Source organism: Streptoalloteichus hindustanus (assembly GCF_900129375.1).
GTDB lineage: Bacteria > Actinomycetota > Actinomycetes > Mycobacteriales > Pseudonocardiaceae > Streptoalloteichus > Streptoalloteichus hindustanus.
Map to the genome: position 1 here is coordinate 1 of NZ_FQVN01000007.1, position 20,937 is coordinate 20,937.

General features: G+C 71.0%; 18 protein-coding genes and 1 pseudogene. 7 read left to right on the top strand and 12 right to left on the bottom strand.

What is annotated here, in order from left to right:
• Positions 1-1,661: pseudogene (locus tag BUE43_RS21710) on the bottom strand (hypothetical protein); the annotation flags it as partial.
• A gap of 142 nt (positions 1,662-1,803) precedes the next feature.
• Positions 1,804-2,733 carry a hypothetical protein gene (locus BUE43_RS33590; RefSeq protein WP_073486782.1) on the bottom strand — a complete coding sequence of 310 codons (930 nt, stop codon included), beginning with the start codon at positions 2,731-2,733 and terminating at the stop codon, positions 1,804-1,806.
• 712 nt (positions 2,734-3,445) lie between these two features.
• Here BUE43_RS33590 and BUE43_RS21720 point away from each other — a divergent pair.
• Positions 3,446-6,274, top strand: coding sequence for an RICIN domain-containing protein (locus tag BUE43_RS21720; protein WP_073486238.1), 2,829 nt, complete (start codon positions 3,446-3,448; stop codon positions 6,272-6,274).
• Positions 6,275-6,743: 469 nt separating this feature from the next.
• The gene (locus BUE43_RS21725; RefSeq protein WP_073486240.1) at positions 6,744-7,316 is read left to right on the top strand and encodes an AAA family ATPase; all 573 of its coding nucleotides are present in this window, start codon (positions 6,744-6,746) and stop codon (positions 7,314-7,316) included.
• 236 nt (positions 7,317-7,552) lie between these two features.
• On the opposite strand, the gene BUE43_RS21730 is transcribed toward BUE43_RS21725, so the two are convergent.
• Positions 7,553-8,653 (bottom strand): serine hydrolase domain-containing protein, encoded by a 1,101-nt coding sequence (locus BUE43_RS21730; protein WP_073486242.1) that lies wholly within the window; start codon positions 8,651-8,653, stop codon positions 7,553-7,555.
• Between the two features lie 216 nt (positions 8,654-8,869).
• On the opposite strand from BUE43_RS21730, the gene BUE43_RS21735 reads away from it, so the two are divergent.
• Positions 8,870-9,886 carry a GbsR/MarR family transcriptional regulator gene (locus tag BUE43_RS21735; protein WP_073486244.1) on the top strand — a complete coding sequence of 339 codons (1,017 nt, stop codon included), beginning with the start codon at positions 8,870-8,872 and terminating at the stop codon, positions 9,884-9,886.
• 164 nt (positions 9,887-10,050) lie between these two features.
• Here BUE43_RS21735 and BUE43_RS21740 read toward each other — a convergent pair whose 3' ends face one another.
• A complete protein-coding gene (locus tag BUE43_RS21740) occupies positions 10,051-10,614 on the bottom strand; it encodes a CGNR zinc finger domain-containing protein (protein WP_073486246.1) in 564 nt (187 codons plus the stop codon).
• 84 nt (positions 10,615-10,698) lie between these two features.
• Here BUE43_RS21740 and BUE43_RS21745 point away from each other — a divergent pair, with 84 nt between their 5' ends.
• A complete protein-coding gene (locus tag BUE43_RS21745; protein ID WP_234995841.1) occupies positions 10,699-11,571 on the top strand; it encodes an alpha/beta fold hydrolase in 873 nt (290 codons plus the stop codon).
• 146 nt (positions 11,572-11,717) lie between these two features.
• Here the strand turns inward: BUE43_RS21745 and BUE43_RS21750 are convergent, their stop codons facing one another.
• The 3 genes from BUE43_RS21750 to BUE43_RS21760 form a co-directional block, all read right to left on the bottom strand.
• On the bottom strand, positions 11,718-12,293 hold the full coding sequence (locus BUE43_RS21750) for a TetR/AcrR family transcriptional regulator (protein WP_073486250.1): 576 nt from the start codon (positions 12,291-12,293) through the stop codon (positions 11,718-11,720).
• 84 nt (positions 12,294-12,377) lie between these two features.
• Positions 12,378-13,766, bottom strand: a complete 1,389-nt coding sequence (locus BUE43_RS21755; RefSeq protein ID WP_073486252.1) for an Asp-tRNA(Asn)/Glu-tRNA(Gln) amidotransferase GatCAB subunit A — start codon at positions 13,764-13,766, stop codon at positions 12,378-12,380.
• Positions 13,753-13,962 carry a hypothetical protein gene (locus tag BUE43_RS21760; protein WP_073486254.1) on the bottom strand — a complete coding sequence of 70 codons (210 nt, stop codon included), beginning with the start codon at positions 13,960-13,962 and terminating at the stop codon, positions 13,753-13,755. Before BUE43_RS21760 ends, BUE43_RS21755 begins: the two co-directional genes overlap by 14 nt.
• Positions 13,963-14,094: 132 nt before the next feature.
• On the opposite strand from BUE43_RS21760, the gene BUE43_RS21765 reads away from it, so the two are divergent.
• Entirely contained in the window at positions 14,095-15,345 is a 1,251-nt protein-coding gene (locus BUE43_RS21765) for an MFS transporter (protein WP_073486256.1), read from the top strand.
• Between the two features lie 20 nt (positions 15,346-15,365).
• On the top strand, positions 15,366-16,265 hold the full coding sequence (locus BUE43_RS21770; protein WP_143174308.1) for an MBL fold metallo-hydrolase: 900 nt from the start codon (positions 15,366-15,368) through the stop codon (positions 16,263-16,265).
• 100 nt (positions 16,266-16,365) lie between these two features.
• Here the strand turns inward: BUE43_RS21770 and BUE43_RS21775 are convergent, their stop codons facing one another.
• Positions 16,366-16,971 (bottom strand): TetR/AcrR family transcriptional regulator, encoded by a 606-nt coding sequence (locus tag BUE43_RS21775; RefSeq protein ID WP_073486260.1) that lies wholly within the window; start codon positions 16,969-16,971, stop codon positions 16,366-16,368.
• Positions 16,972-17,049: 78 nt separating this feature from the next.
• On the opposite strand from BUE43_RS21775, the gene BUE43_RS21780 reads away from it, so the two are divergent.
• Positions 17,050-18,276, top strand: coding sequence for a macrolide family glycosyltransferase (locus BUE43_RS21780; protein ID WP_234995842.1), 1,227 nt, complete (start codon positions 17,050-17,052; stop codon positions 18,274-18,276).
• A gap of 28 nt (positions 18,277-18,304) precedes the next feature.
• On the opposite strand, the gene BUE43_RS21785 is transcribed toward BUE43_RS21780, so the two are convergent.
• The 4 genes from BUE43_RS21785 to BUE43_RS21800 all read right to left on the bottom strand — a co-directional run bounded on the left by BUE43_RS21785 (position 18,305) and on the right by BUE43_RS21800 (position 20,469).
• On the bottom strand, positions 18,305-18,694 hold the full coding sequence (locus tag BUE43_RS21785) for a VOC family protein (RefSeq protein ID WP_073486262.1): 390 nt from the start codon (positions 18,692-18,694) through the stop codon (positions 18,305-18,307).
• The gene (locus tag BUE43_RS21790; protein ID WP_073486264.1) at positions 18,691-18,987 is read right to left on the bottom strand and encodes an ArsR/SmtB family transcription factor; all 297 of its coding nucleotides are present in this window, start codon (positions 18,985-18,987) and stop codon (positions 18,691-18,693) included. Before BUE43_RS21790 ends, BUE43_RS21785 begins: the two co-directional genes overlap by 4 nt.
• 73 nt (positions 18,988-19,060) lie before the next feature.
• Positions 19,061-19,903 (bottom strand): class I SAM-dependent methyltransferase, encoded by an 843-nt coding sequence (locus BUE43_RS21795; RefSeq protein WP_083959991.1) that lies wholly within the window; start codon positions 19,901-19,903, stop codon positions 19,061-19,063.
• Positions 19,904-20,091: 188 nt separating this feature from the next.
• Entirely contained in the window at positions 20,092-20,469 is a 378-nt protein-coding gene (locus tag BUE43_RS21800; RefSeq protein ID WP_143174309.1) for a hypothetical protein, read from the bottom strand.
• Positions 20,470-20,937 lie beyond the last annotated feature (468 nt).

A 20,937-nucleotide genomic window follows, 5' to 3' on the forward strand; every position in this document is an offset into this window, starting at 1 on the left:
TCCGCCGCGGTCTGCTCCTGGGCCTGGGCGTCCATCCGCCGCTGCGAGGCGATCCGTTGCTGCGCCTCGGCTTCCTGCCGCTTCTGGTTGGCGATCTCCGCCTCCCGCTTCGCGGCCTCCCGCTGCTGGGCCGCCTCCCGCTGCTTGGCCTCCGCCTCCTGACGCTTGACGGCAGCCTCCTGCCGCCACCGCTCCGCCTCCCGACGCTTCTCCGCGGCCACGTCACGCTCACGCTCAGCGTCGGCGCGAGCCTGCTTCACCTTCTCCGCATGAGCTTTCGCGCCCCGCAACGCGGCTTCCGCTTCCAGACGCATCAACTTCGTCCGCCTCGCGGCATCCGCAGCTGCCTCGGCCTGCTCCTGCGCGGCCTGTGCGAGTCGGGCGGCGGCAGCGGCGTGCGATTCGGCGTTGGCCCGCCACCGTTTCGCGTTCTCCTCATGCGCCTTGGCCTTGGCCGCGGCATCCGTGGCCGCCGCCTCCGCTCCGATCGCGTCCACCGCGTGCGCCGCGGTCTCCGCCGCACCCTTGGCGGCCTCGGCCGAACCGGCCATACCCTGCACGACCTTGGCCCACTGCGCCCCGTGCGGCATCCCGTTCTGCAGCAGGATGTCCACCTGCGTGCCCGCCCCGGCCGCCGCGGCCCTGGCGTCCTGCGCGTCCTTCACGGCGTAGCCGACGAAACGAGCGACCTCGTCCCTGGCCCGCTGATACAACTCCGGATGGTAGGAACCCCCCGCCTGATCGGAGGCCAGCGTCCGGGCCGTCTCGCGGGAGACGTTCGCCGCCGAGGTCATGTCGTTCGCGGCGCGCTCCAACGCCCGCACCCCGTCCGCATGCGCGGCAAGGAGGTTCTGGCGGGCCCGCATCGCCCGCGCGGTCCGCTGCGCCGCCTCCGAGGCCGCCTCGGCCTCCTTACGCTTACGCTCCAACTCCTCCAACTGCCTGTCCCGCGCCTGCGCGTCCCGCTGCGCCGCAGCCAGGTAGCCGGTCTTCAAAAACTCCTCAATCGCCGCATCGCCCGCCGCCAACGCGGCCTTCGCGGCGGCGGAAACCTCCGGGGTGCCCCGATCGGCCGCCAGCTGCACGTGCGCGCGCCGGCGCTGCTTGAGTTCCTTGTCGTAGGCGCCGTCCCGGCGGTCCTGCTCGGCGGCGATGTCCCGCCCGAACGCCAGGAAGTCCGCCCGGTCATGGGCGTTGCCCTTCAACGCCCGCTCCACCGCGGCGTTGAACACCGGACCACCCGTCCCCGCCAGGGACTCGATCAGGGCACGGTTACGGGCATCCGCCTCGTCCCTGCGTTTCCTGGCTCGGGCCTTGGCGTCCTGTTGCCCGTGGTCGAAGAACTGCTGGATCGCCCCGGCATCCCCGGCCTCGGCCTTCGTCAGGGTTTCCCGGGCGGCGACCCGGACTTCCTCGTCCTCGTCGAACGCGGCGATGTCCGCGATCAGGTCCAGCTGCAACTGCCGCAACACCGCGTCCTGATCCGGATCCTCGGCCGGCGACGAAGAAGACGTACTCTCGGACGACGACGTGTTCTCACTGGCGGCACGCTGGGCCGGTAACTGCCCATAACCCCGCAACCCTGCCAAACCCACAGGCAGAGTCGCGGCCGTTCCCTGACCGGCCGCGCCCACCACGAACACCGTGGCCAGGATCAGCACAACGGCCCGACGAAACCAGTCGAGAACCGGCGCCCTACGCCGTGATCTCCGCGTTAACCTTCTCATTCCACAACACGCCTCAGGTCTTGAAGGAAAGAAACAAGAACGACCAGAAAAGCCGAAGCGGGGAGAGATCCACGACTCAGGGGCGTTTGGTCATGCGGTCGTAACCGGCCTGGGACTGCCCCCACACATCCGCCCACTGACGCGACTGATCACCGGCGAAGGTGTTCTCCCCGGTCCAGTTGTCACGATTCTTCTTCGCACCCGAAGCGATCGCCGACCACACCGGCCCCACCTCGGCGGTAGCCCGGTCGATCACCGTCTGCCAGTACCGGGCCTGCTCGGCGCACAACCGCTGCTCGTCCTCCCACGCCTTGCGGGCCGCCTCGGCCTTCTCGCGGCTCGTGGCCCACGCCCGCGCCGCCACCGCCCGCGCCTGCTCCGCGGCCGCATCACCCGCGGCCAACGCCTCCCGCTCCGCCTCCCGCGCGTCCGCCACCAACCCCGGAATCACCGCCAGGAACCGCACACCCGCGTCCTGCGACCGCAGACGGAAGATCTCCACATCCACCGCCGCCGCGGCCATCCACCCCGACGCGTAGAACGCCCGCACATCGGCATCCGTGGCACCGGGGCGGATCGCGTGCTGGGCGGCCAGCCGCACCTGCTCACCCGGATCACTCCGCGCCAACAGCCCCACGAAGTCCCGCTCGGCCTGCGCGATCACCTGCCGATGCTGCTCATCCGCCTCCCGCGCCGCGTCATCCAGCGCCCTGGCCTCGGCGAACCCCGTCCGCGCGAACCGCTCCCGATCCGCATCCGTGCCCTTGAGCGCCTGTTGCGCGGCGGCGTGCACCCGCGGGGAGAACTGCGGGCTGTAGGTGGAGACCACCCGCTGCGCGAAATCCCGGTTCCGGGCGGCGTTCTGCTGCGCCCGCTCCCGAGCCTCCCGGAACCCCGAGGCCACGAACCGCCGCAACGCGGGCTCGCCCTCATCCGAACGCAACGCCTGCCACGCCGCGACCCGCACCAACGCCTCGGAGTGGTACAGCGCGACCTGCCGAACCATCGGATACCACGGCGACTGCTCGATACCAGCGGTCCGCGTCTCGACACCGGCGAAAACAGGGTCCGCCGCGGCGACAGAGGCGCCGGAAACGGCGAGCGCCGTCGCGACCGCGAGCCCGGCAAAAGCGGAGAACAAATTCACCACAGCCCCCTGTTTTGTTCGGATTCGCGCAATTGCGCAGCAGCTGGACTATCGCACAACTCCTGTCATGCGAGCAGCGCTTAGTGATCTTGACCACACAACAGCAACCGAACGGCCGATTACTTAACGGTTACGGCTGGGTGTCGGTCCGATAATGAGGTTGATCCTCGTTCCTTGACGGGGCAAGGATTCCGACACGCGTGTTGTGGCCACGCGCTCTCCGTGTGTTTCTTTTCCGCTAGAGGGGAATTCTTTGAACACGTCCCGTCATGCTGTGGCGCCGGTTTCCCGGCCGCGGCGGACACTGCGGGGTGTCGCGGTCACGGTCGTGGCCGCCGCGGCCATCGGCCTGCCCTTACCCGCATCCGCCGCGGCGGACCCGCCGCCACAGCCGTCACCCGTCACCGCGACACCAACAGCACCCGCTCCGCCCCCCACCACGGGAGATCCGAAGCCCGAGACAGAGCAGAAGCCTCTGGAGCTGGTGGTTGGCACACCACCGGGCAAGCCCGAGGGTTCAACCGAGCCGAAACCCTCCGGCACGGGGGCGACAGCGCCTCAGTCCACCGATGTGGAGAAGGGCAAGGCCGCGGCGGAGCTCGGCATCGTCGCGGGTCCGGAGTTGTTGGTGCTCAACGACCGCAACTTCACCGCCGCCATGTACTACGCCGCCGATGACCTGGACAAGCCGCACCCGCTGGAGCCCGAGCACCAGAAGGTGAAGGAGGCGGCCATCGCCGCCCTCGGCGCGAGCGACGACGAGTGCACCACCTTCATCAGGACCGGCATGGCCGCGGCCAACAAGGAAGACCAGCAGATCGTCGCCGAGCGCCGCAAGAAGCAGGAGGAGGACCGCACGGCGAAAGCCAGGGCCGCTGGCCTGCTGAACATCAAGGTCGACGACGGCGTGCTGTCGAAGTCGATCTACGACTTCATCGTCCACCTGGAACTCAACGCCGACAACCACAAGGACGCCGCGGTCAAGGAAGCGGCGCGCACGGCGTTGAAGGGCACCGCCGAGGCCCAGTGGACCTTCCTCACGGTCGGCGTCTTCGACGAGCACAAGAAGGACGTCGACCGCCTGATCCAGGAGGACAAGGACAAGACCGAGGCCGAGAAGGCCGCGGCGCTGTCCCGTGAAGCCAAGGCGAACGCCGCGTGGCACGCCCTGGGGATCAGGGCCGACGACGCCCTGCTCAACCTGACCGACCGGGACTTCGTCGTCGAGATCTGGAACCGCGCTCCCCGTGGCACCGAGGTCCACGGCGCCGCCGAGGCCGCCGTGCGCAGCCACAACGAGGCGGACTGGAAGCAGTTCATCGACAAGGGCGCCAAGGAGGCGCGCCTCCGCGACATCGAGAACTTGCTCAAGAAGCGCGACGAGGAGAACGCGCGACAGATCACCGTGATCCGCACCCAGGCCGCCAAACGTCGAATGCACCCCGCTCTGGTCGCCGCCGCGGACGCGGCCCTCGCGGGGAGCCCGACCGACCGGGAGCGCTTCCTCCGCGTCGGCCAGTACGAGAACCTGACCCAATCCCTCGCCAACAGCACCCAGCTCGGTCCCGACTTCTACATCACCGATGACAAGGGCAAAGCTGTTCTGACCGAGTGGCGGCAGGGCGACCACCCGGAACAGGCGTGGAAGATCGAACCCGGGCTGAGCGACCCCACCTGCTTCTCGTTCCAGTCCGTCGCCCGGCCCAACAACTACCTCCGCTGGCGCAAGGACATGCCGGGCCACAGCCGCGCGCTTGTCGCCGTCGACCCCCTCGACGGGTCCAAGGCCTTCAAGGCCGAGGCGACCTGGTGCTTGAACGACATGGTGAGCGGCATCGTCCTCTACCCGGTCAACGCGGAGGGCAAGTACCTCTACGTCGAAGGTGCCCTGGATGACGAGAGCACTCGGAGTTGGGCTTCCTGGGTCGTCGAGCCGCCCCATCCCACCATGCCGATCGACCGGCGCTACGCCTCGGACCAGAAGCTCCGGGACAGCCTCGGCAAGCCGGTGCGGGACGCGGTCCTCGACGCGAACAACGTCGGGTACCGGGAGTACGAGAAGGGTCGCCTCTACCTCACCCGCGACCAGCACCAGCTCGGGACGAGCGGCGGCGTCCACGTGATCTACAACGGCCCGGTTCTCGACAAGTACCTGGAACTGGGAGGGCCGTACGCCCTTCCCGGGGTCCTCACCGACCAGGTGCCGGGTCGCGACCGGAAGGGGCAGGTGCTGACGATCGCGCGCCCCAGAGTGGCCAACGAACACCTGTACATCGCGTGGAGTCCGGCCACCGGCGCCCACGTGGTCTACGGCATGATCGGGACGACCTGGGCCGCGGCTGGCGGGGAGGGAGGCGTGTTCGGGTATCCCCACAACGACGAGTCCGGGTACGGCAACGCCGGAGTCCGGTTCAACCACTTCTCCGGCGGGTCGATCTACTACCTGCCGGGCAAGGGAATCCGAACGGTCAAGGGCGAGATCCACAAGAAGTTCGCGTCCCTGGGATACCAGGCCTCGCGGCTGGGGCACCCCGTGGACGACGAGACCGGCTTCGGCAACGAGGCAGGCCGCGTCCAGAACTTCTCCGGTGGTGCGATCTACCACAGCAGAAGCGGAACGGCCGCGCTCGAGGCGGCCATCTACGTGAAGTACGCGCAGAGCGGCTTCGATAACGGCCCCCTCGGGTACCCGGTCTCGGACGGCACCACGGCAGACGGCGTGGGTCGGTACGTCAACTTCAGCAAGGGCGGCGCGATCTACTGGCACCCGGACACCGGCGCGCACATCGTCGCCGGAGCCATCCGGACCAAGTGGAACGAGCTCGGCGCGGAGAAGTCCTACCTCGGTTATCCGACGACGGACGAGACCGCGCTGCCCAAGGGACGCCGCAGCGTCTTCCAGGGCGGTCGGATCGACTGGAGCAACGACGGAGGCCAGACGATCGCCTACAAGACTCTCGCGGTGTCGTCCCGGGCCGTCGCGCTCAAGGGCGTCCAGTCCGGGCGCTGCCTCCAGGTCGCGGGCGCCGTCCGGGACGCCGACGCCAACCCGCCCGGAACCGAGATCTGGGACTGCTCCTCGTCCGACAAGCAGACCTGGGACCTGGTCAACCTGGGCGACAACAAGTACGCGCTCAAGAACCGGGCCTCCGGCAAGTGCCTGGACATCCGCTCCGGCGACATGAAGAACGGGACGCCGCTCGACCAGGCCGCCTGCCACCAGCGCGGTTCCCAGCAGTGGGAGTTCACGACGGCGGCCGACAACACGGTGGCGCTGCGCAGCGTCCACTCCGCCAAGGTCGCTGACGTGCTGGGCCAGCGCACCCACAACGGCTCGGCCGTCGGGCACTGGGCGGACACCGCTGGCGCCAACCAGCGCTGGACGCTGATCGAGAGGTGAACCGCATGGGCGCCGGTTCCAGGCGAACTGGAACCGGCGCCCATCGGCACTCGATCGCCCCAGCGTCTCCCTGCTCTTCGCTCTTCTGGCGTGGCCACGTGTCAGTAGCCAGGAGGCACACAGTTATTCCGGCTTTCATGCTGTCCACACGCGACACTGATCCAGCAGCCGTCGGCCGCTTCTCCTGGCTGGGCCACGGCGCGGTGCGGGGTTTGAGCGAGGGTGACCAGGGGACTTCGTCCCTGACCTGGGCAGCTCAGCGCCGCGAGCGCTCTCTTGTGCGTCAGTGAAGCCAGAACGCGCGAACTCGCCTATGCTTGGTCGCGGCACCGCCGCCGGGTTGAGCCCTCGCTCCCCGGCTTCCCGCGGTCCAGCCGTGATCACTCGGCCTCGCCACGCTCCCGCCGCAACCTCCGGTGAGCCGTCCTGGCCACGCATCCCTCACCTGACTCACACGAGAGGAACCGCCATGCCCCGATACATCCTCACCGGCGCCCCCGGGGCCGGGAAAACAGCCGTCCTCCGCCTCCTGGAGAGCAACGGACATGCCGTCGTCGAGGAAGCGGCGACGGACGTCATCACGCTCGACAACGCCCTGGGCCACGAGGAACCCTGGCGCGACCACACCTTCATCGACAAGATCGTCACGCTGCAGCGGCGACGGCAGGACGCCGTTCGAGCGGCCCCCTCCACCGCCGTGTTCTTCGACCGCTCACCGGTCTGCACGCTGGCACTGAGCCGCTACCTGGGCTTCGCCCCGTCCCGCCTGCTCACCCGCGAGGTCGATCGAGTCACGGCGGAGGGCGGCTACGAGACGACGGTCTTCTTCATCCGCAACCAGGGCTTCGTCCAAGCCACCGCCGCCCGCCGGATCAGCTTCGAGGACTCCCTCGTCTTCGAGCGCCTTCACGAACAGACGTACCGCGACCTCGGGTTCCAGCTCGTCGAGATCCCCGCGGGTCCCCTCATCGACCGCGTCGCCCTGATCGAGCAGACCATCGAGCAACTACACGGAATCGAAGCCGTCGAATCCACGAGCTGAACCCACCAAACACTGTCCTATGTGGACACTTTGGTCAACTGTGGAGCGCAGCAACCACTCCCCCGCTGTCAGCCGCCCCACAACACGTGCCCGCAACGTAAGAAACAGACGACTGGAACAGCATGGAGTTGGTAATGGTGCTGCGCGGGTCGACGGGAACAGCGGGGCGCGGTTCGGCTCCCGCGCCGGAAAGCGCACCGGTGGGACATCCGGCGCGGGAGGCCGACGTGGGCTGACTAGGCCGGCAGGGAGCCGCTGGGGCGGAACTCCGTGTCGAGGAGATCGGTGAAGATCCCGATGGGATCGTCCCAACCGCCGGTCGTCCAGTCACCGTTGATGTTGGTGGTGACGAGGTGTTCTCCGTCGCGGGTTCCGTAGGCGTACGACCACGAGCCGAAGATGGCGCCGCCCATGCCCCAGACGGTGGCGCCGGAAGGCAGGGTCACAGTGGAGATTCCGAGCCCATAGGTGCTGTGGGGAAGCCAGTTCTGGGTCGGGGTCGTGGTGAGCATGTCCCGTTGTTGTTCTGGTGGGAGGAGTTGGCCGCCCAGGAGTGCGGCGAAGAACCGGTTGAGATCTCCTGCCGTGGAGATCATGCCGCCGGCCGCCCAGTACACGGAGGTCTCCATGTCGGTGACGTCGTAGGTTTCGGCGTCGGGATCGGGCGAGTGCAGCCTGGTGTAGTGGCGGGAGTGCGGTCCCTGGATCGTGGGGTCGGCTCCGCGCGGCAGGTAGGTGCCGGTCAGGCCGAGTGGGCCGGTGACGCGCTCGGCGATCTCGTCGGCGAGCGCCCTGCCGGTCACGCGCTCGACGATCATGCCGGCGAGGATGTAGTTGGTGTTGGAGTAGGCCCAGCCGGTGCCCGCCGGGAAGTCGGCCGGATGACTCATGGCGATCCGCACGAGTTCGTGCGGGGTATAGCTTTCCTGCTGGCTCAGCGCGGGCTGGTCGTGCGTGTGGCTGAAGATGCCGCTGGTGTGGTTGAGCAGTTGGCGAATGGTGGTCCTGGAGCCGTCGTGGCCGTTGCCGGCGACCACGCCGGGGAGCCAGCGCTCCACCGTGTCGTCGAGGGCCAGCCGGCGTTCGGCCGCGAGTCGCAGGACGACGGTGGCGGTGAAGGTCTTGGTGACGCTTCCGATCCGGAACCTGTCCTGCGGTCGTCGCGCCTGTCGGGTCTCGGTGTCGGCGACGCCCGCCGTGCCGAACCAGCACCGGTCGCCGGCGCGGATCTCGGCGAGGATGCCGGGCACCCCGCCGTCGGTCACCGCTCGGTCGAGGACGCGTTGGGCATCGGCGTGCGCACCGCCGATGGGGGCCGTGGGAACGGCGTTCTCCATGGGATTCCCTGCTCTTGATCTTTCGGGACACCTGAACGCTACGTTGCGTTTGGTGGGGCAGGAACGAGGAGAACGCCCGAAACTCGGAACTTGACGGGGTTTTTCGGGGTTTTGTTGCGCTGGCCCTGTCAGCTAACGCAACGCTCGGCCAAGCGCGTTGCGTTGGCCTGGGAGTGAACGCACACTGGGTGGATCATCTGGGCGGGAGGGGCGGACATGGCGGTGGGCAGGCTGACGCCCGACGACCGCAAGCGCATCGAAGCGGGTCTGGCCGACGGTCTCCCGTACGCCGAGATCGCCCGACGGTTGGGCCGGCCGACGTCGACGGTCAGCCGTGAGGTCAGTCGCAACGGCAGGCCCAGCGGTTACCGAGCGGACTACGCCGGCCAGGCCGCCGGCTGGCGCGCACGCAGGAACGCGCCCACGCCGATCCCGGAAACCTCAACCGACAACAGCGCTCACGGGCGCGACTCCGCCGCGGTGCGCGGTTACGTCGACAGGTTCGCGGCGCAGATGGTCCGGGCCGGCCTGCCCCGCATGGCCGCCCGGGTCCTGGCCTGCCTCGTCACCACCGACTCCGGCGCGATGACAGCCGCGGAGCTGGTCCACCGGCTCCGGGTCAGCCCGGCCTCGGTGTCGAAGGCCGTCGGCTACCTCGAAGGGCTGGAGGTCATCGGCCGCGAGCGCGAGGACCGAGGACGACGCGAGCGCTACGTCATCGACGACGACGTCTGGCTGCGCGCCTGGCTGGCCAGCGCCCAGAAGAACGCGATGTGGGCCCAAACCGCGCGGGAGGGCGCGAACCTGGTCGGGACCACCACACCCGCGGGAGCCCGGCTCCAGCGCATGAGCCGCTTCTTCGCCAGCGTCCGCGACGACATGACCGGCAGCCCCGACGAGTCCACTCGCGACGACGCGCGCACCGTGCTCGCCGCCGTCGTCCACGCCGCGGAACCCCTCACCGCCCACCACCTCGCCACCGCCCTGGACTGGCCAGCCGACCGCGTCGCCCGTGGCCTCCAGACCATCGAGCGGCACCCCGACCTCACCGATCCGCTGGCACTGCGGCGAACCCCGTCCGGCGCCTACGCGGCCACCGTGCGGTCGGACCGACTCACTACGACCCAACGCAAAGCTCTGAACCACATCGGTCGCGCCAGCACCACACCGGTTTCCCATCCCAGTTCAATGCCGTCACCGTCGGAGAGAGCCCGTACCGGGCTGAGGACTTGATCTACACTCGTCCCAAATGGACGGTCGGGACGCGCTGATCGCCATCGCGCAGATGTGACACCAGCGCTCAACGGCGTCGAGGGCGCGCCGGCCATGAGCGATCACCGTCCACTGCAACAAAACCCGAGCGGGACCGCCTTCCTCACAGCAGGAGACGAGGCGCTTCAGGTTTGGCGGTGGCGCTGGTAGTGGCGGGCGACGCGGACGCGGTTGCCGCAACGGTCGGCCGAGCACCAACGGCGACGCGGGTGGGCGGGCAGGAACAGCAACACGCAGTCCTCGGCCTCGCACTGGCGAATCCTGGTGACCGAGGGGTCGGAGAGCAGTTCGGCCGCGGCTTCGGCGAGTGCGGCCACGAGTCGCGCTCCGACGGGACCGGTGCGTGCCCGAGACGCGGCGGTCGTCGATCCGTTCCAGGACAGCGCGAGGATGGCGGGCGCTGCGCGTTGGGCCTTGTTGAGCGCCTGGAGGTCGGCTTCGGCGGGGCGGGCGCCCCGCCGGGCGTGGTCCAGTGCGTTGGCCGCGTGTTGCCGGATGGCGCGCACGGAGACCAGGTCCGCCTCGGTGAGTTCGGACGTTCGTGTCCTCACGTCCGGAAGCCGGTCGGCTTCCAGGGTCACCCACGCGCGGAGTTCGTCGAGCGCGGTGAGCAGGTCGCCGTTCGACGGGCGGGTGTTGACCAGGTCCAGTGCCAGCGGTTCTCCGGTCAGGGGAACGGGGTCACTCATGACCTAATGGTACATCACGTGGTTGACGCATTAGGTCTGGTGTTGGTAGATCTTGCGTCCCGTCCCCCTCGCGAGGAGTTGACCGTGACTTTCCCGCTCGCCCGCACCGCACATCGGCACGTCGACGTCGACGGTGTCCGCGTCTTCTACCGGGAGTCGCTTCCCGAACGGGCCGACGCGCCCGTGCTGTTGCTCCTGCACGGCTTTCCGTCCGCCTCGCACCAGTTCCGCCGTCTCATCGACGCGGTGGGAAGCCGCTACCGCGTCGTCGCCCCGGACTACCCCGGCTTCGGCCACACCGAGGCGCCGGAGGGCTTCGTCCACACCTTCGACCGGGTCGCCGAGGTCGTGCGGGGGTTCGTCGAACGCCTCGGCCTGGACCGGTTCGTCATGTACGTCTTCGACTACGGCGCGCCGGTCGGATTCCGGCTCGCCGAGGAGCGGCCCGAGCGGGTCGCCGGCCTGGTCGTGCAGAACGGCAACGCCTACGAGGAGGGGCTCTCGGACGCCGCTCGCGCCTTCGTCGCCCTGCGGCCGGACACCCCCGGCGCGAAGGACACCGTCCGCGACCTCATGACCCTCGCCGGAACCCGTTTCCAGTACGAGAGCGGCGTGGCCGCCCCCGAGCTCCTCACTCCCGACAGCTGGATCCTCGACCAGCACTTCCTCGACCTGCCGGGCCGCCAGGAGGCCCAGGTGGCGCTGGCGCTCGACTACCACACCAACGTCGAGCGGTACGACCAGTGGCAGGCGTGGCTGCGCGAGCACACTCCGCCCACGTTGATCACCTGGGGCCGCAACGACCCGTTCTTCCCCGAGCCCGGCGCCCGCGCCTACCTCCGCGACCTTCCCGACGCCGAGCTCCACCTCTTCGACACCGGCCACTTCGCCCTCGAAGAGCACCTGCCCGAGATCGCGCCGCTCGTCGCCGGCTTCCTCGACCGCGTCTGGTCGTAGTCATTCCGGAGAGACGCGGCCCATGCCGGGCACCAGCGACGATGTCCGCCAACACCAGGGAGAACCAGCGCGGCTTTGTCCTCTGTGGACTGTGCTGCGAACCCGGCAGCGCAGCGGCCGACACACGACGACGGGCGGCCGCCTGGTCACCGACTGGTCTCTCCCGCTGAGTCGAGGAGCTCGGTCACCAGGCGACGCGCGTACGCGGCGTCGAGCCCTGCCGGGCGGAAGAGAATGCGGTACATCAGGGGGGCGACGACGGCGTCCATGACCGCCTCGACGCCGGGAGCGTCCTCCCCGCGGTCGATCGCGCGGGCGAGGATGACGTCGACCTGTTCGGCCGCGTAGGCCGAGCACTGGCCGGCGTTGCCGCCGTCCGGGTCGCCGAGCAGGGCGTCGCGGATGTAGGCGCGGCCCGAGGGGGACGCCATCTCGTCGAGGAACTGCTCGGCCCAGGCCGTCAGGTCGGCCGACAGGTCGCCGTGGTCCTCGGGCGGCGCCTCGGGGCGCAGGCGCTCGACCGCGACGTCCGACAGCAGTTCCTGCAGGTCGCCCCAGCGGCGGTAGATCGTCGACGGGGTGACCCCGGCGCGCTGGGCGACCAGCGGCACGGTCAGGGCGTCCCGGCCCACCTCGGCCTCGAGTTCGCGCACCGCGGCGTGCACCGACGCCTGGACGCGCGCGCTGCGCCCGCCGGGACGCACCATCTTGTTGCGACTCACGACGTCACCCTAAAGCAAAATCGTTGCGTCTAGCGCGGCGTGGGCTTGGCCGGAACCTCCCCGGCCAAGCCCACGACCAGCGCGTCAGACCACGGGCGCGAGCGCGCGAACCGGCGCGGACCGCTCGTACGCGTGACCGACCCGCAGGAGCGTCGCCTCTCCGAAGGGCCGCCCGAGCAACTGCATGCCGATCGGCATTCCCGCGCGGTCGTGGCCGACCGGCACGGAGAGCGACGGCACGCCGGTGATGTTGGCGGGAGCCGAGAGGCGGACGTACGCGTCGGTGACGCCCTCGACCGCGCCGTCGGGCCAGGTGATCGTCTGCTGGTCGGCCGGCACCGCGGTGGCCGGAACCGTCGGGGCGGCGATGAGGTCGACCTCCGCCAGCATGCGGGCCCACTCCTGTCGCATCAGGGTCCTGGCGCGCTGGGCGCGCAGGTAGTCCCCGGCGGGCATCAGTTCGGCGGCTTCCAGGAGGACGCGGACGTCCGCCTCGTACCGGTCGGGGAGCGCGCGCAGGGTCCGCTCGTGGTAGGCGGTGGCCTCGGGAGCCATCAGGCCCCACTGCGTCGCCTGGACGTAGCGCGCCATGGGGATCTCGACCTCGACGAGCCGGGCGCCGAGGTTCTCCAGCTCGTCGACGGCGCGCCGGACCGCGGTCTCCACCTCCGGGTCGACGTGCTCGAAGTAGTAGTTGCGCGGCACGCCGACGCGCAGTCCGCCCAAAGCCCCCGGGCGCGGGCGGTAGTCCTGGACGGGAGCGGGCAGCGACGCGGGGTCGCGGGGGTCGTGCCCGGCCAGGGCGGACAGGACCAGGGCGGCGTCCTCCACGGTGCGGGTGATGGGTCCGACGTGGTCCAGCGACCAGGACAGGGACGTGACGCCGTGGCGGGGGACGAGGCCGTAGGTCGGCTTGAGGCCGACGACGCCGTTGAGCGCGGCGGGCACCCGGATCGATCCGCCGCTGTCAGTGCCCAGGGCGAAGGTCGCGGCGCCCGCGGCGACGGCGACCGCGGACCCGCCGCTGGAGCCGCCGGCGACGCGGTCGCGGTCCCAGGCGTTGTGGGTCTGCGGGGTGGTCAACCCGTAGGCGAACTCGTGGGTGTGCGTCTTGCCGACCAGGACCGCGCCGGCCGCCCTCAGGCGCGCGGCGACCGTGCTGTCGGCCTCCGCGCGGTGCTCGGCCCGGACCCGGGAGCTGGCCGTGGTGGCCGTGCCGGCCACGTCGATCAGGTCCTTCAGCCCCATCGGGATGCCGTGCAGCGGGCCGCGGTCGCGCCCGGCCGCGAGCTCGTTCTCCGCTTCGCGCGCCGCCCGGCGCGCCTGCTCCGCGGCGATGGCGACGTAGGCGTCGAGGAGCGGCTCCACCCGCTCGACGCGGTCCAGGACCGAGTCCACCAGTTCGACGGGCGACAGGTCCCGCGCCCGGATCGCGGCCGCGACCGCGGTGAGGGACAGCTCAAACGGCCGCACCGTGCTCCTCCTCTCCGGCGCGGTAGGCGGCCGCGGGCGGGGTGTCCCCGAAGTCCAGCTCACGCAGGACCGCGACGACGGAGTGGATGTGGTTGGCGACGGCCGCGACGTCGGCGTGGCGGTCGGCCGGCAGGGGAAGCCCGGCGCGGTCGGCCCAGCGGGCCGCCTCCGGCGGGGTGAGTTCAGCGGTGGACATGGGCGGGTCTCCTGACCGGGGCTGGCGCGACGGGCGTCCCGTTCACGCCAAAAGCTAACGGTTTGCTTTAACCGAACCGTACGCCCTACTCTGCGTTAAAGCAAACCAGTTGCTTTAAGCGGAAGGGGTCCCATGTCCCGCGTCCTGTCCGACGCGCCCGCGCACCGCTCCGTCGCGGCCACCCCCGTCCGCACGGCGAACCGCACCGCCTCCTTCGTCCTCCACGCGTCGGTCCTGGCGGCCCTCATGGCCGCGTCCAGCGCCCCGACCCCGCTGTACCCCCTCTACCAGGAGCACCGAGGTCTTTCCGCGCTCGCGATCACGCTCGTCTTCAGCGCCTACGCGCTGGCGCTGCTGCTGGCCCTGCTCACCACCGGAGCGCTCTCCGACCACCTGGGACGGCGTCCCGTCCTGGTGGGCGCGCTGGTCGTGGTGGCCGCCGCGATGGTTCTCCTGGCCTCGGCGGACGACGCGGGGTCCCTGATCGCCGCGCGGGTGCTACAGGGCGTGGCGACCGGCACGGCCACCAGCGCCGCGGGCGCGGCCCTCCTCGACCTGGAGCACCCCCGGCGCCCGGGCCGGTCCGCGCTGACCAACAGCATCGCCCCGGTCGCCGGCATGGCCGCCGGCGTCCTCGCCGCCACCCTCGTCCGGTTCGCCCCGGCGCCCACCGTCACCGTCTACCTGCTGCTGGCCGCGTTGTTCGTCGTCCAGGCGATCGCGGTCGCGTTCACCGCGGAGACGGCCAGCCGGCGCCCCGGCGCCCTGCGGTCGCTGCACCCGAAGCTCCGCGTTCCGCTCACGGTCCGCCGCGCCCTGTCGGCCGTTGGCGCAGGGGTCGTCGCCGTCTGGGCGCTGGGCGGCTTCTCCTCCTCCCTCGGACCGGCCCTCGTGCGCCTGGTCGCCCCCGATGCCCCGCAGGCGGCGCGGGGCATGGTCTTCTTCGCCCTCAGCGCCGCCGCCGCGCTCACCGTGTGGACGCTGCGACGCGCGGCGCCCCTCGCCACGGCGATCGGCGGATGCCTGGCCGTCCTGCCCGCCGCGTCCCTGACCCTGAGCGGTCTCCACGGCCCCGGTCTTCCAGCCATCTACGGCGGCGCGGTCCTGGCCGGTATCGCCTTCGGCGCTGTCTCCCAGGGGGCGCTGCGCATGATCCTCGCCTCGCTCGACGCGCGGGACCGCGCCGCCACCCTGGCCGCCTACTACGTCCTCAGCTACCTCGCCATGAGCCTGCCCGCGGTCGTCGCGGGCGCCGCCACCCAGCGCTACGGGCTCGGGACCACCGCCCACGCCTACGGCATCGCCGCCGCCCTCCTCGCCGCGACAGCCCTGGCGGCGCTCGCCGCGGCACGGCGGGGGCCGAGCCACGACCACCTCCGATGAGAAGAGCAAAGGAAACGACCATGCCGAGCACCCCCACCAGCCCCCTCCCCTCCTGGGCCGTGGGCGACCTCACCGTCCACCGCGTCGACGAGGTCCTCCTGCCGCCGGCCACCGGACCGTGGCTGCTGCCCGACGCCACCCCCGAGGTGGTGGCCGGCCAGGACTGGCTGCGGCCCCACTTCGCCGACGACGAGGGCGTCCTGCGCCTCGACAGCCACAGCTTCGCGTTCGTCGTGGGCGGCGCGCGCGTGCTCGTGGACACCGGCATCGGCAACGGCAAGGAGCGGGCCAACCCGGCCTGGCACCGGCTGCGGACCGACTTCCTGGCGCGCCTCACCGCCGGCGGTTTCTCCCCGGACTCGATCGACCTGGTGATCCTCACCCACCTGCACGCCGACCACGTCGGGTGGAACACGCGGGAGGAGCACGGCGAGTGGGTGCCGACCTTCCCCCACGCCCGCTACCTCACCTCGCGCGTCGAGCGGGAGTTCTGGGCCGGGTACGACATGGACGAGGCGCGCCGGCAGATGTTCCGCGACTCCGTGGTCCCGGTCGAGGAGGCGGGCCTGCTCGACCTCGTCGACGTCCCGGCCCAGGGCCTGGAGCTCGCCCCGGGCCTGCGCCTGCTGCCCACGCCCGGCCACACCCCCGGGCACGTCGCCGTGGAGCTGACCAGTCAGGGCCAGACGGCGCTGATCACCGGCGACTGCGTCCACCACCCGGTGCAGCTCGCCCACCCCGGCATCGGCGCCTGCGTCGACATCGACCCGCGGCGGTCCGAGGCCTCGCGCCGCGCGCTGCTCGACTCCCTCGCCGACACCGACACCCTCGTCCTCGGCACCCACTTCGCGCCGCCCACCGCCGGCCGGGTGACCAGGCACGGCGACGCCTACCGGCTGCTGCCCGTCCCGGCGGTCTGACCGGACTGTCCCTCCTGCCCGTCTCCGCGTCGCGGCGGGTCCGTGCGGCTCACGGGCTCGCCGCGGCGCGGAGACAGTGCGGTCAGCGCGGTCAGCGCGGTCAGCGCAGCCCGCGAAGCCCGATCTCCACGCCGCGACGCGTCGACGCCCAGAACTGCTCCTCGGGCTCGCCCAGCTCCATGCTCCGCAGGGCGGCGCTCTGGGCCGCGCCGACCAGCGCGCCGACCGCGGCCGAGGCGCTGACCGGGTCGAGGGTGTCCGGGTAGGCCTCGACCAGGGCGTCGGCGATGCGCCGCTGGACGTCCAGGCTCCGGCGCAGGGCGAGGGCCTGGAGCGTGGGGTCCGACATCAGCAGCCGGGCGTAGGCCCCCATCAGCTCCGGGTCGCGACCGGCGCTCTGCCCGACGAAGTCCTCCCGCATCACCTCGTAGACCCGCAGCAGCAGGTCCGCGGCGTCCTCGCCCGGCCGACGGTCGGCGATCACGCCCAGCGCGATCTCGGCGTGCCGGCCGGAGTCGGCGAAGAGCACGTCCTCCTTGCTGGGGAAGTGGTTGAAGAAGGTCTTGGTGGCCACGTCGGCCGCGGCGGCGATCTGCGCGACGGTGGTGCGCTCGTAGCCCTGTTCGCCGAACAGCCGGACCGCCGCCTCCGTGAGCTGCTGTCTGACCTGGCGCTTCTTCCGCTCCCGACGGGACTCCGCGACCATGAGATGACTTTACACCGGAGGATATGGTTACATCGGAATGTAAGTTTGTAGTGGACGTAACGACAGGAGGGGGTACGGGTGAGCCGCATCGTGGTGGCGGGAATGCCCGCCGCTGGTCACGTCAACCCGAGCGTGCCGATCGTGCGCGCGCTGGTGGAGCGCGGCATCGAGGTCACCTACTACTCGGACGAGGAGTTCCGCGGCGCGGTGGAGCGCACGGGCGCGGAGTTCCGCGCCTATCCGGCGGGCGCCCTCACCTCGCGGGACATCGCCGAGGCCACCAGCCGGGGAGGCCCGGTGCTCGTGGTGCGCCGGGGGTTCGCCGCCACCGAGACGCTGGCGCCGTTCCTGGTGGACGAGCTGCGGGCGCGGCGGCCCGACGCGGTCGCCTTCGACTCCAACGCCCTGTGGGGCTACCTGGCCGCGGCCACCCTCGACCTGCCCAAGATCTCGCTGATGACCACCTGCATGCTCGGCACGGCGGACTTCCGGCGCATGACCACGCGGGAGACCCTGCACTCACTGCGGCCGATGCTGCCGCACGTGCCCTCCGTGGTCGCGGCGAAACAACGACTGCTGCGACGCTTCGGCAAGCGGGTCTACCCGCCCGCGCCGACCCTGCCGATGCGCGGCGACCTGACGATCTTCCCGATCCCGCGCGAGCTCCAGCCGCCGAACCCGCGGATCGACGACCGCTGCCACTTCGTCGGCCCCACGATCGACCGCGCCCACCGGGCGGACCGCCTCGACCCGGAGCTGGCCGCCCACCTCGACGGCTCCGCGCCGGTCGTGCTGGTCTCGTTGGGGACCCTGCACACGGGCACCGACGACTTCTTCCGCGACTGCTTCACGGCGCTGGCCGACCTGCCCGCGCGCGTCGTGCTCGCGGTCGGCGCGCACGTCGACCCCGCGCGCCTCGGCCCACCACCGGCCAACACGCTCGTCCGGCCCTCCGTCCCGCAGCTCGACGTGCTCGCCCGCGCGAGCGTGTTCGTCACCCACGGCGGCATGAACAGCGCGCTGGAGGGACTGGCCCACGGCGTGCCGCTCGTCGTGCTCCCCCAACACGTCGAGCAACTGGCCATCGGGAGCACGGTGGCCGAGCGAGGCGCCGGCATCGTGCTGCGACACCACCTGTCGGGCCGCGCCGTCCCGCCTGCCGAGCTGCGCGAGGCGGTCGACCGCGCCCTCACCGGGCAGTCGATGCGGGCCGCGGCGAGGACGCTGGGCGAGCGCCTGACCGCCGGCGGTGGTGCCACCGCCGCGGCCGAGCTGATCGCGTCGTTCCTGAGCGCGAGGCGCTGACCCGGGCCGGGTGGCGCGACTACTTCGACTACTTCATGGTGGCGATCTGGATCAGGTTGCCGCAGGTGTCGTCCAGGACGGCGACCACCACCGGGCCCAGGTCGGTCGCCTCCTGGGTGAACTCCACACCCAGCCCCTTGAGCCGCTCGACCTCGGCGTACACGTCGTCCACCTCGAACTGGGTGAACGGGATGCCGTCGGCGACCAGGGCCTCCTTGAACGGGCGCGCCGCGGGGTGGGCGTCCGGCTCCAGCAGCAGCTCGACGCCGTCCGGGTTGGCGGGCGAGACCACGGTGAGCCACCGGGCCTCGCCGGCGGGAATGTCGGTCTTCTTGGTGAACCCCAGCTTCTCGGTGTAGAAGGCCAACGCCTTGGCCTGGTCGTCGACGAGCACGCTGGTGACGTTGATGCGGATCACGGGTTCGGTTCCTCTCGGTCGATGGGCCACCGCTCGACGATCGCGCGCAGCGGTTCGGTGTCGAGGTGGTGGAACTTGTACCGGCCCTGTCGCCGGGTGCGCACCAGACCGGCCTGTTCGAGCACCGCGAGGTGCTGCGAGATGGCCTGCCGGGAGGAGGCCAGGCCGTGCTTCATGGTCAGCCGGCCGCAGATCTCGAACAGGGTCTGACCGTCCTTGTCGGTCAGCTCGTCCAGGATGGCGCGTCGTGTCGCGTCGCCGAGCGCCTTGAACACGTCGGAGTCCGCGGCCACGACACCGTTATAGGCAAGTCGCGGCTTGCCTGTCAAATGCGGCGAGGCTCGCCCGGGGCGCGGCGCGGCAGCGCTACAGCTGAGCTTGCTCCGGCAACCGTGGGTTCCCCACGCCCGTGCCTTCCGACGGGCCGGGACGCCACAGGTGCAGGACGTCCTGCGTGTGGGGCACGGTGTAGCCGCCGTCGCCGTCGGCGAAGTGACGGCTGACGTACTCCCACAGGGCGCCCCGGTCGACCTCCAGGGGCTGGCCGTCCCGCTGCGGCACGCTGACGAAGAACTCGGCGACCGCCAGGGCGTCCGGGAGACTCGCCGTCCGGTAGCGGGCGGGCAGCGTGTCGAGCCGCACCGTCCCCACCAGCTCGGGGGCGGCGGCCCGGAGTCGGCCGGGCAGCGACGAGAGGTCGAAGCGCGCCCCGGTGAACCGCTGGACCATGCGCATGCAGGGGTTGTCCGGGTTCTGCATGAGGATGACCAGCCGGCCCCCGGGTCGAAGCCAGCCCATGATCCGCAGGACGGTCGACGCCCACCGCTCCTCGGGCACGTAGTAGAGCACGTGGGACAGCAGGGCCAGGTCGACGGGCACGTCCACCTCGGCGTCGAGCACCGACTGCGACAGGACGACGGCGTCCGGGCAGGACCGCCGCAGCAGCTCCCGCATGGGCGCGCTGGGCTCGACGCACAGCGTCCGCTCGAAGTGCGGACCCAGCAGGCGCGTGGTCGTCCCGTCCCCGGCGCCGACGTCGAGGAGGACCCGGCGAGAGGGCAGGTTCGCCACCACCCGCAGTAAGTAGGGGTGGGCGAGCTCCTTCTCGTCGGTGCCCGCCAGGAAGGTGGTGAACGCGTCCCGGTAGTCGCTCCCCGCCACCGGCAGGCGCCGCGCCGGGCCCGTCCACGGCCGCTGAACATCCCCCATGACAGCTCTCCGTCCCGCCCGTCGCCTCGGTCGCCCAGGTCCGCCTCCAGGACACCACGAGACCGTCGGGATGACGACGGCGTCCCGGCAGTTCACCCGTTCGAGCACCCTCACCCGACCGTGGTGCGGCGGAGATGTCGTCACAGCGTTGTTCGCCCGACCTGTCCCAGGACCTGGCACGGAAGTCCTCAGAGCGCCTCGCGTCCCCCTCCCCGGCTCCGACGGCCCCGATCCCGCGCCCCCGAGCTCCAACACACCTCGTAGGCGTCCACCAGATCGCGGTGGAACTCCTCATCCAGCCGCTCGAACGTCGCCCCTTCCGCCGCGAGGTCGATCACCACCGCCAACGCCGCCTCGTGCCACTCCCACACCTCCTCCGGCGCCCGATGAGCCGTCAGACAGCACCGCGTCGTGTGCAGGAACGACAACAACTCGGAACCGTCCCCACCCAACACCGCACGCCCCAAACCACACAGCCGCGCGAGGTCAGGGGACTCCCCCAGCGGTTGCAGGAACCGACGCACCACCGCGAAGTACTCACCCAACACCACCCCGGCGCGTGCCACGGACAGCACCGTAAACCCTTGTCCCCCAAGCAAACCGCACGTACCAACCCATGTGAGGCACGCAACCGACGCTTCTGGAGGAAGGCCGACCCGTCACCCACCGCATCCCACACCACGAGACCGGCCGCGACAGCGAGCGACCAGAGACCGGGATGGGCGATCACCGCAAGCGGCGGGCGCAACCTCCCGGCTGGACAGTGGCGGCGCGCAATCCCCGCCACCTCGCGCAAATCCGCGCGCGACTATCCGCACACCACACCCAGACGAGACCGCCCAGTGTGGAGGTTCGTGACGCTGGAGCCATCGCCCAGTGCGCGTAAGGGAATCACCCGTGGGGCTGGCGACACGTCCCACGGTCCTGGACGACACTGCTGCTGATCACCACGCCGGCTCCCGCCCGCGTGCTGCTCCCCTATCGCGACGCTCGCACGTCGCACGCCGCTGTCTCCGCCCACCGCCACGTTTCGC

Bases quoted from the DNA above. Each gene is read 5' to 3' on its own strand.
- BUE43_RS33590 (WP_073486782.1), bottom strand. From the start codon at position 2,733: ATGGTTCGGCAGGTCGCGCTGTACCACTCCGAGGCGTTGGTGCGGGTC.
- BUE43_RS21725 (WP_073486240.1), top strand. From the start codon at position 6,744: ATGCCCCGATACATCCTCACCGGCGCCCCCGGGGCCGGGAAAACAGCC.
- BUE43_RS21730 (WP_073486242.1), bottom strand. From the start codon at position 8,653: ATGGAGAACGCCGTTCCCACGGCCCCCATCGGCGGTGCGCACGCCGAT.
- BUE43_RS21735 (WP_073486244.1), top strand. From the start codon at position 8,870: ATGGCGGTGGGCAGGCTGACGCCCGACGACCGCAAGCGCATCGAAGCG.
- BUE43_RS21740 (WP_073486246.1), bottom strand. From the start codon at position 10,614: ATGAGTGACCCCGTTCCCCTGACCGGAGAACCGCTGGCACTGGACCTG.
- BUE43_RS21760 (WP_073486254.1), bottom strand. From the start codon at position 13,962: ATGTCCACCGCTGAACTCACCCCGCCGGAGGCGGCCCGCTGGGCCGAC.
- BUE43_RS21765 (WP_073486256.1), top strand. From the start codon at position 14,095: ATGTCCCGCGTCCTGTCCGACGCGCCCGCGCACCGCTCCGTCGCGGCC.
- BUE43_RS21770 (WP_143174308.1), top strand. From the start codon at position 15,366: ATGCCGAGCACCCCCACCAGCCCCCTCCCCTCCTGGGCCGTGGGCGAC.
- BUE43_RS21775 (WP_073486260.1), bottom strand. From the start codon at position 16,971: ATGGTCGCGGAGTCCCGTCGGGAGCGGAAGAAGCGCCAGGTCAGACAG.
- BUE43_RS21795 (WP_083959991.1), bottom strand. From the start codon at position 19,903: ATGGGGGATGTTCAGCGGCCGTGGACGGGCCCGGCGCGGCGCCTGCCG.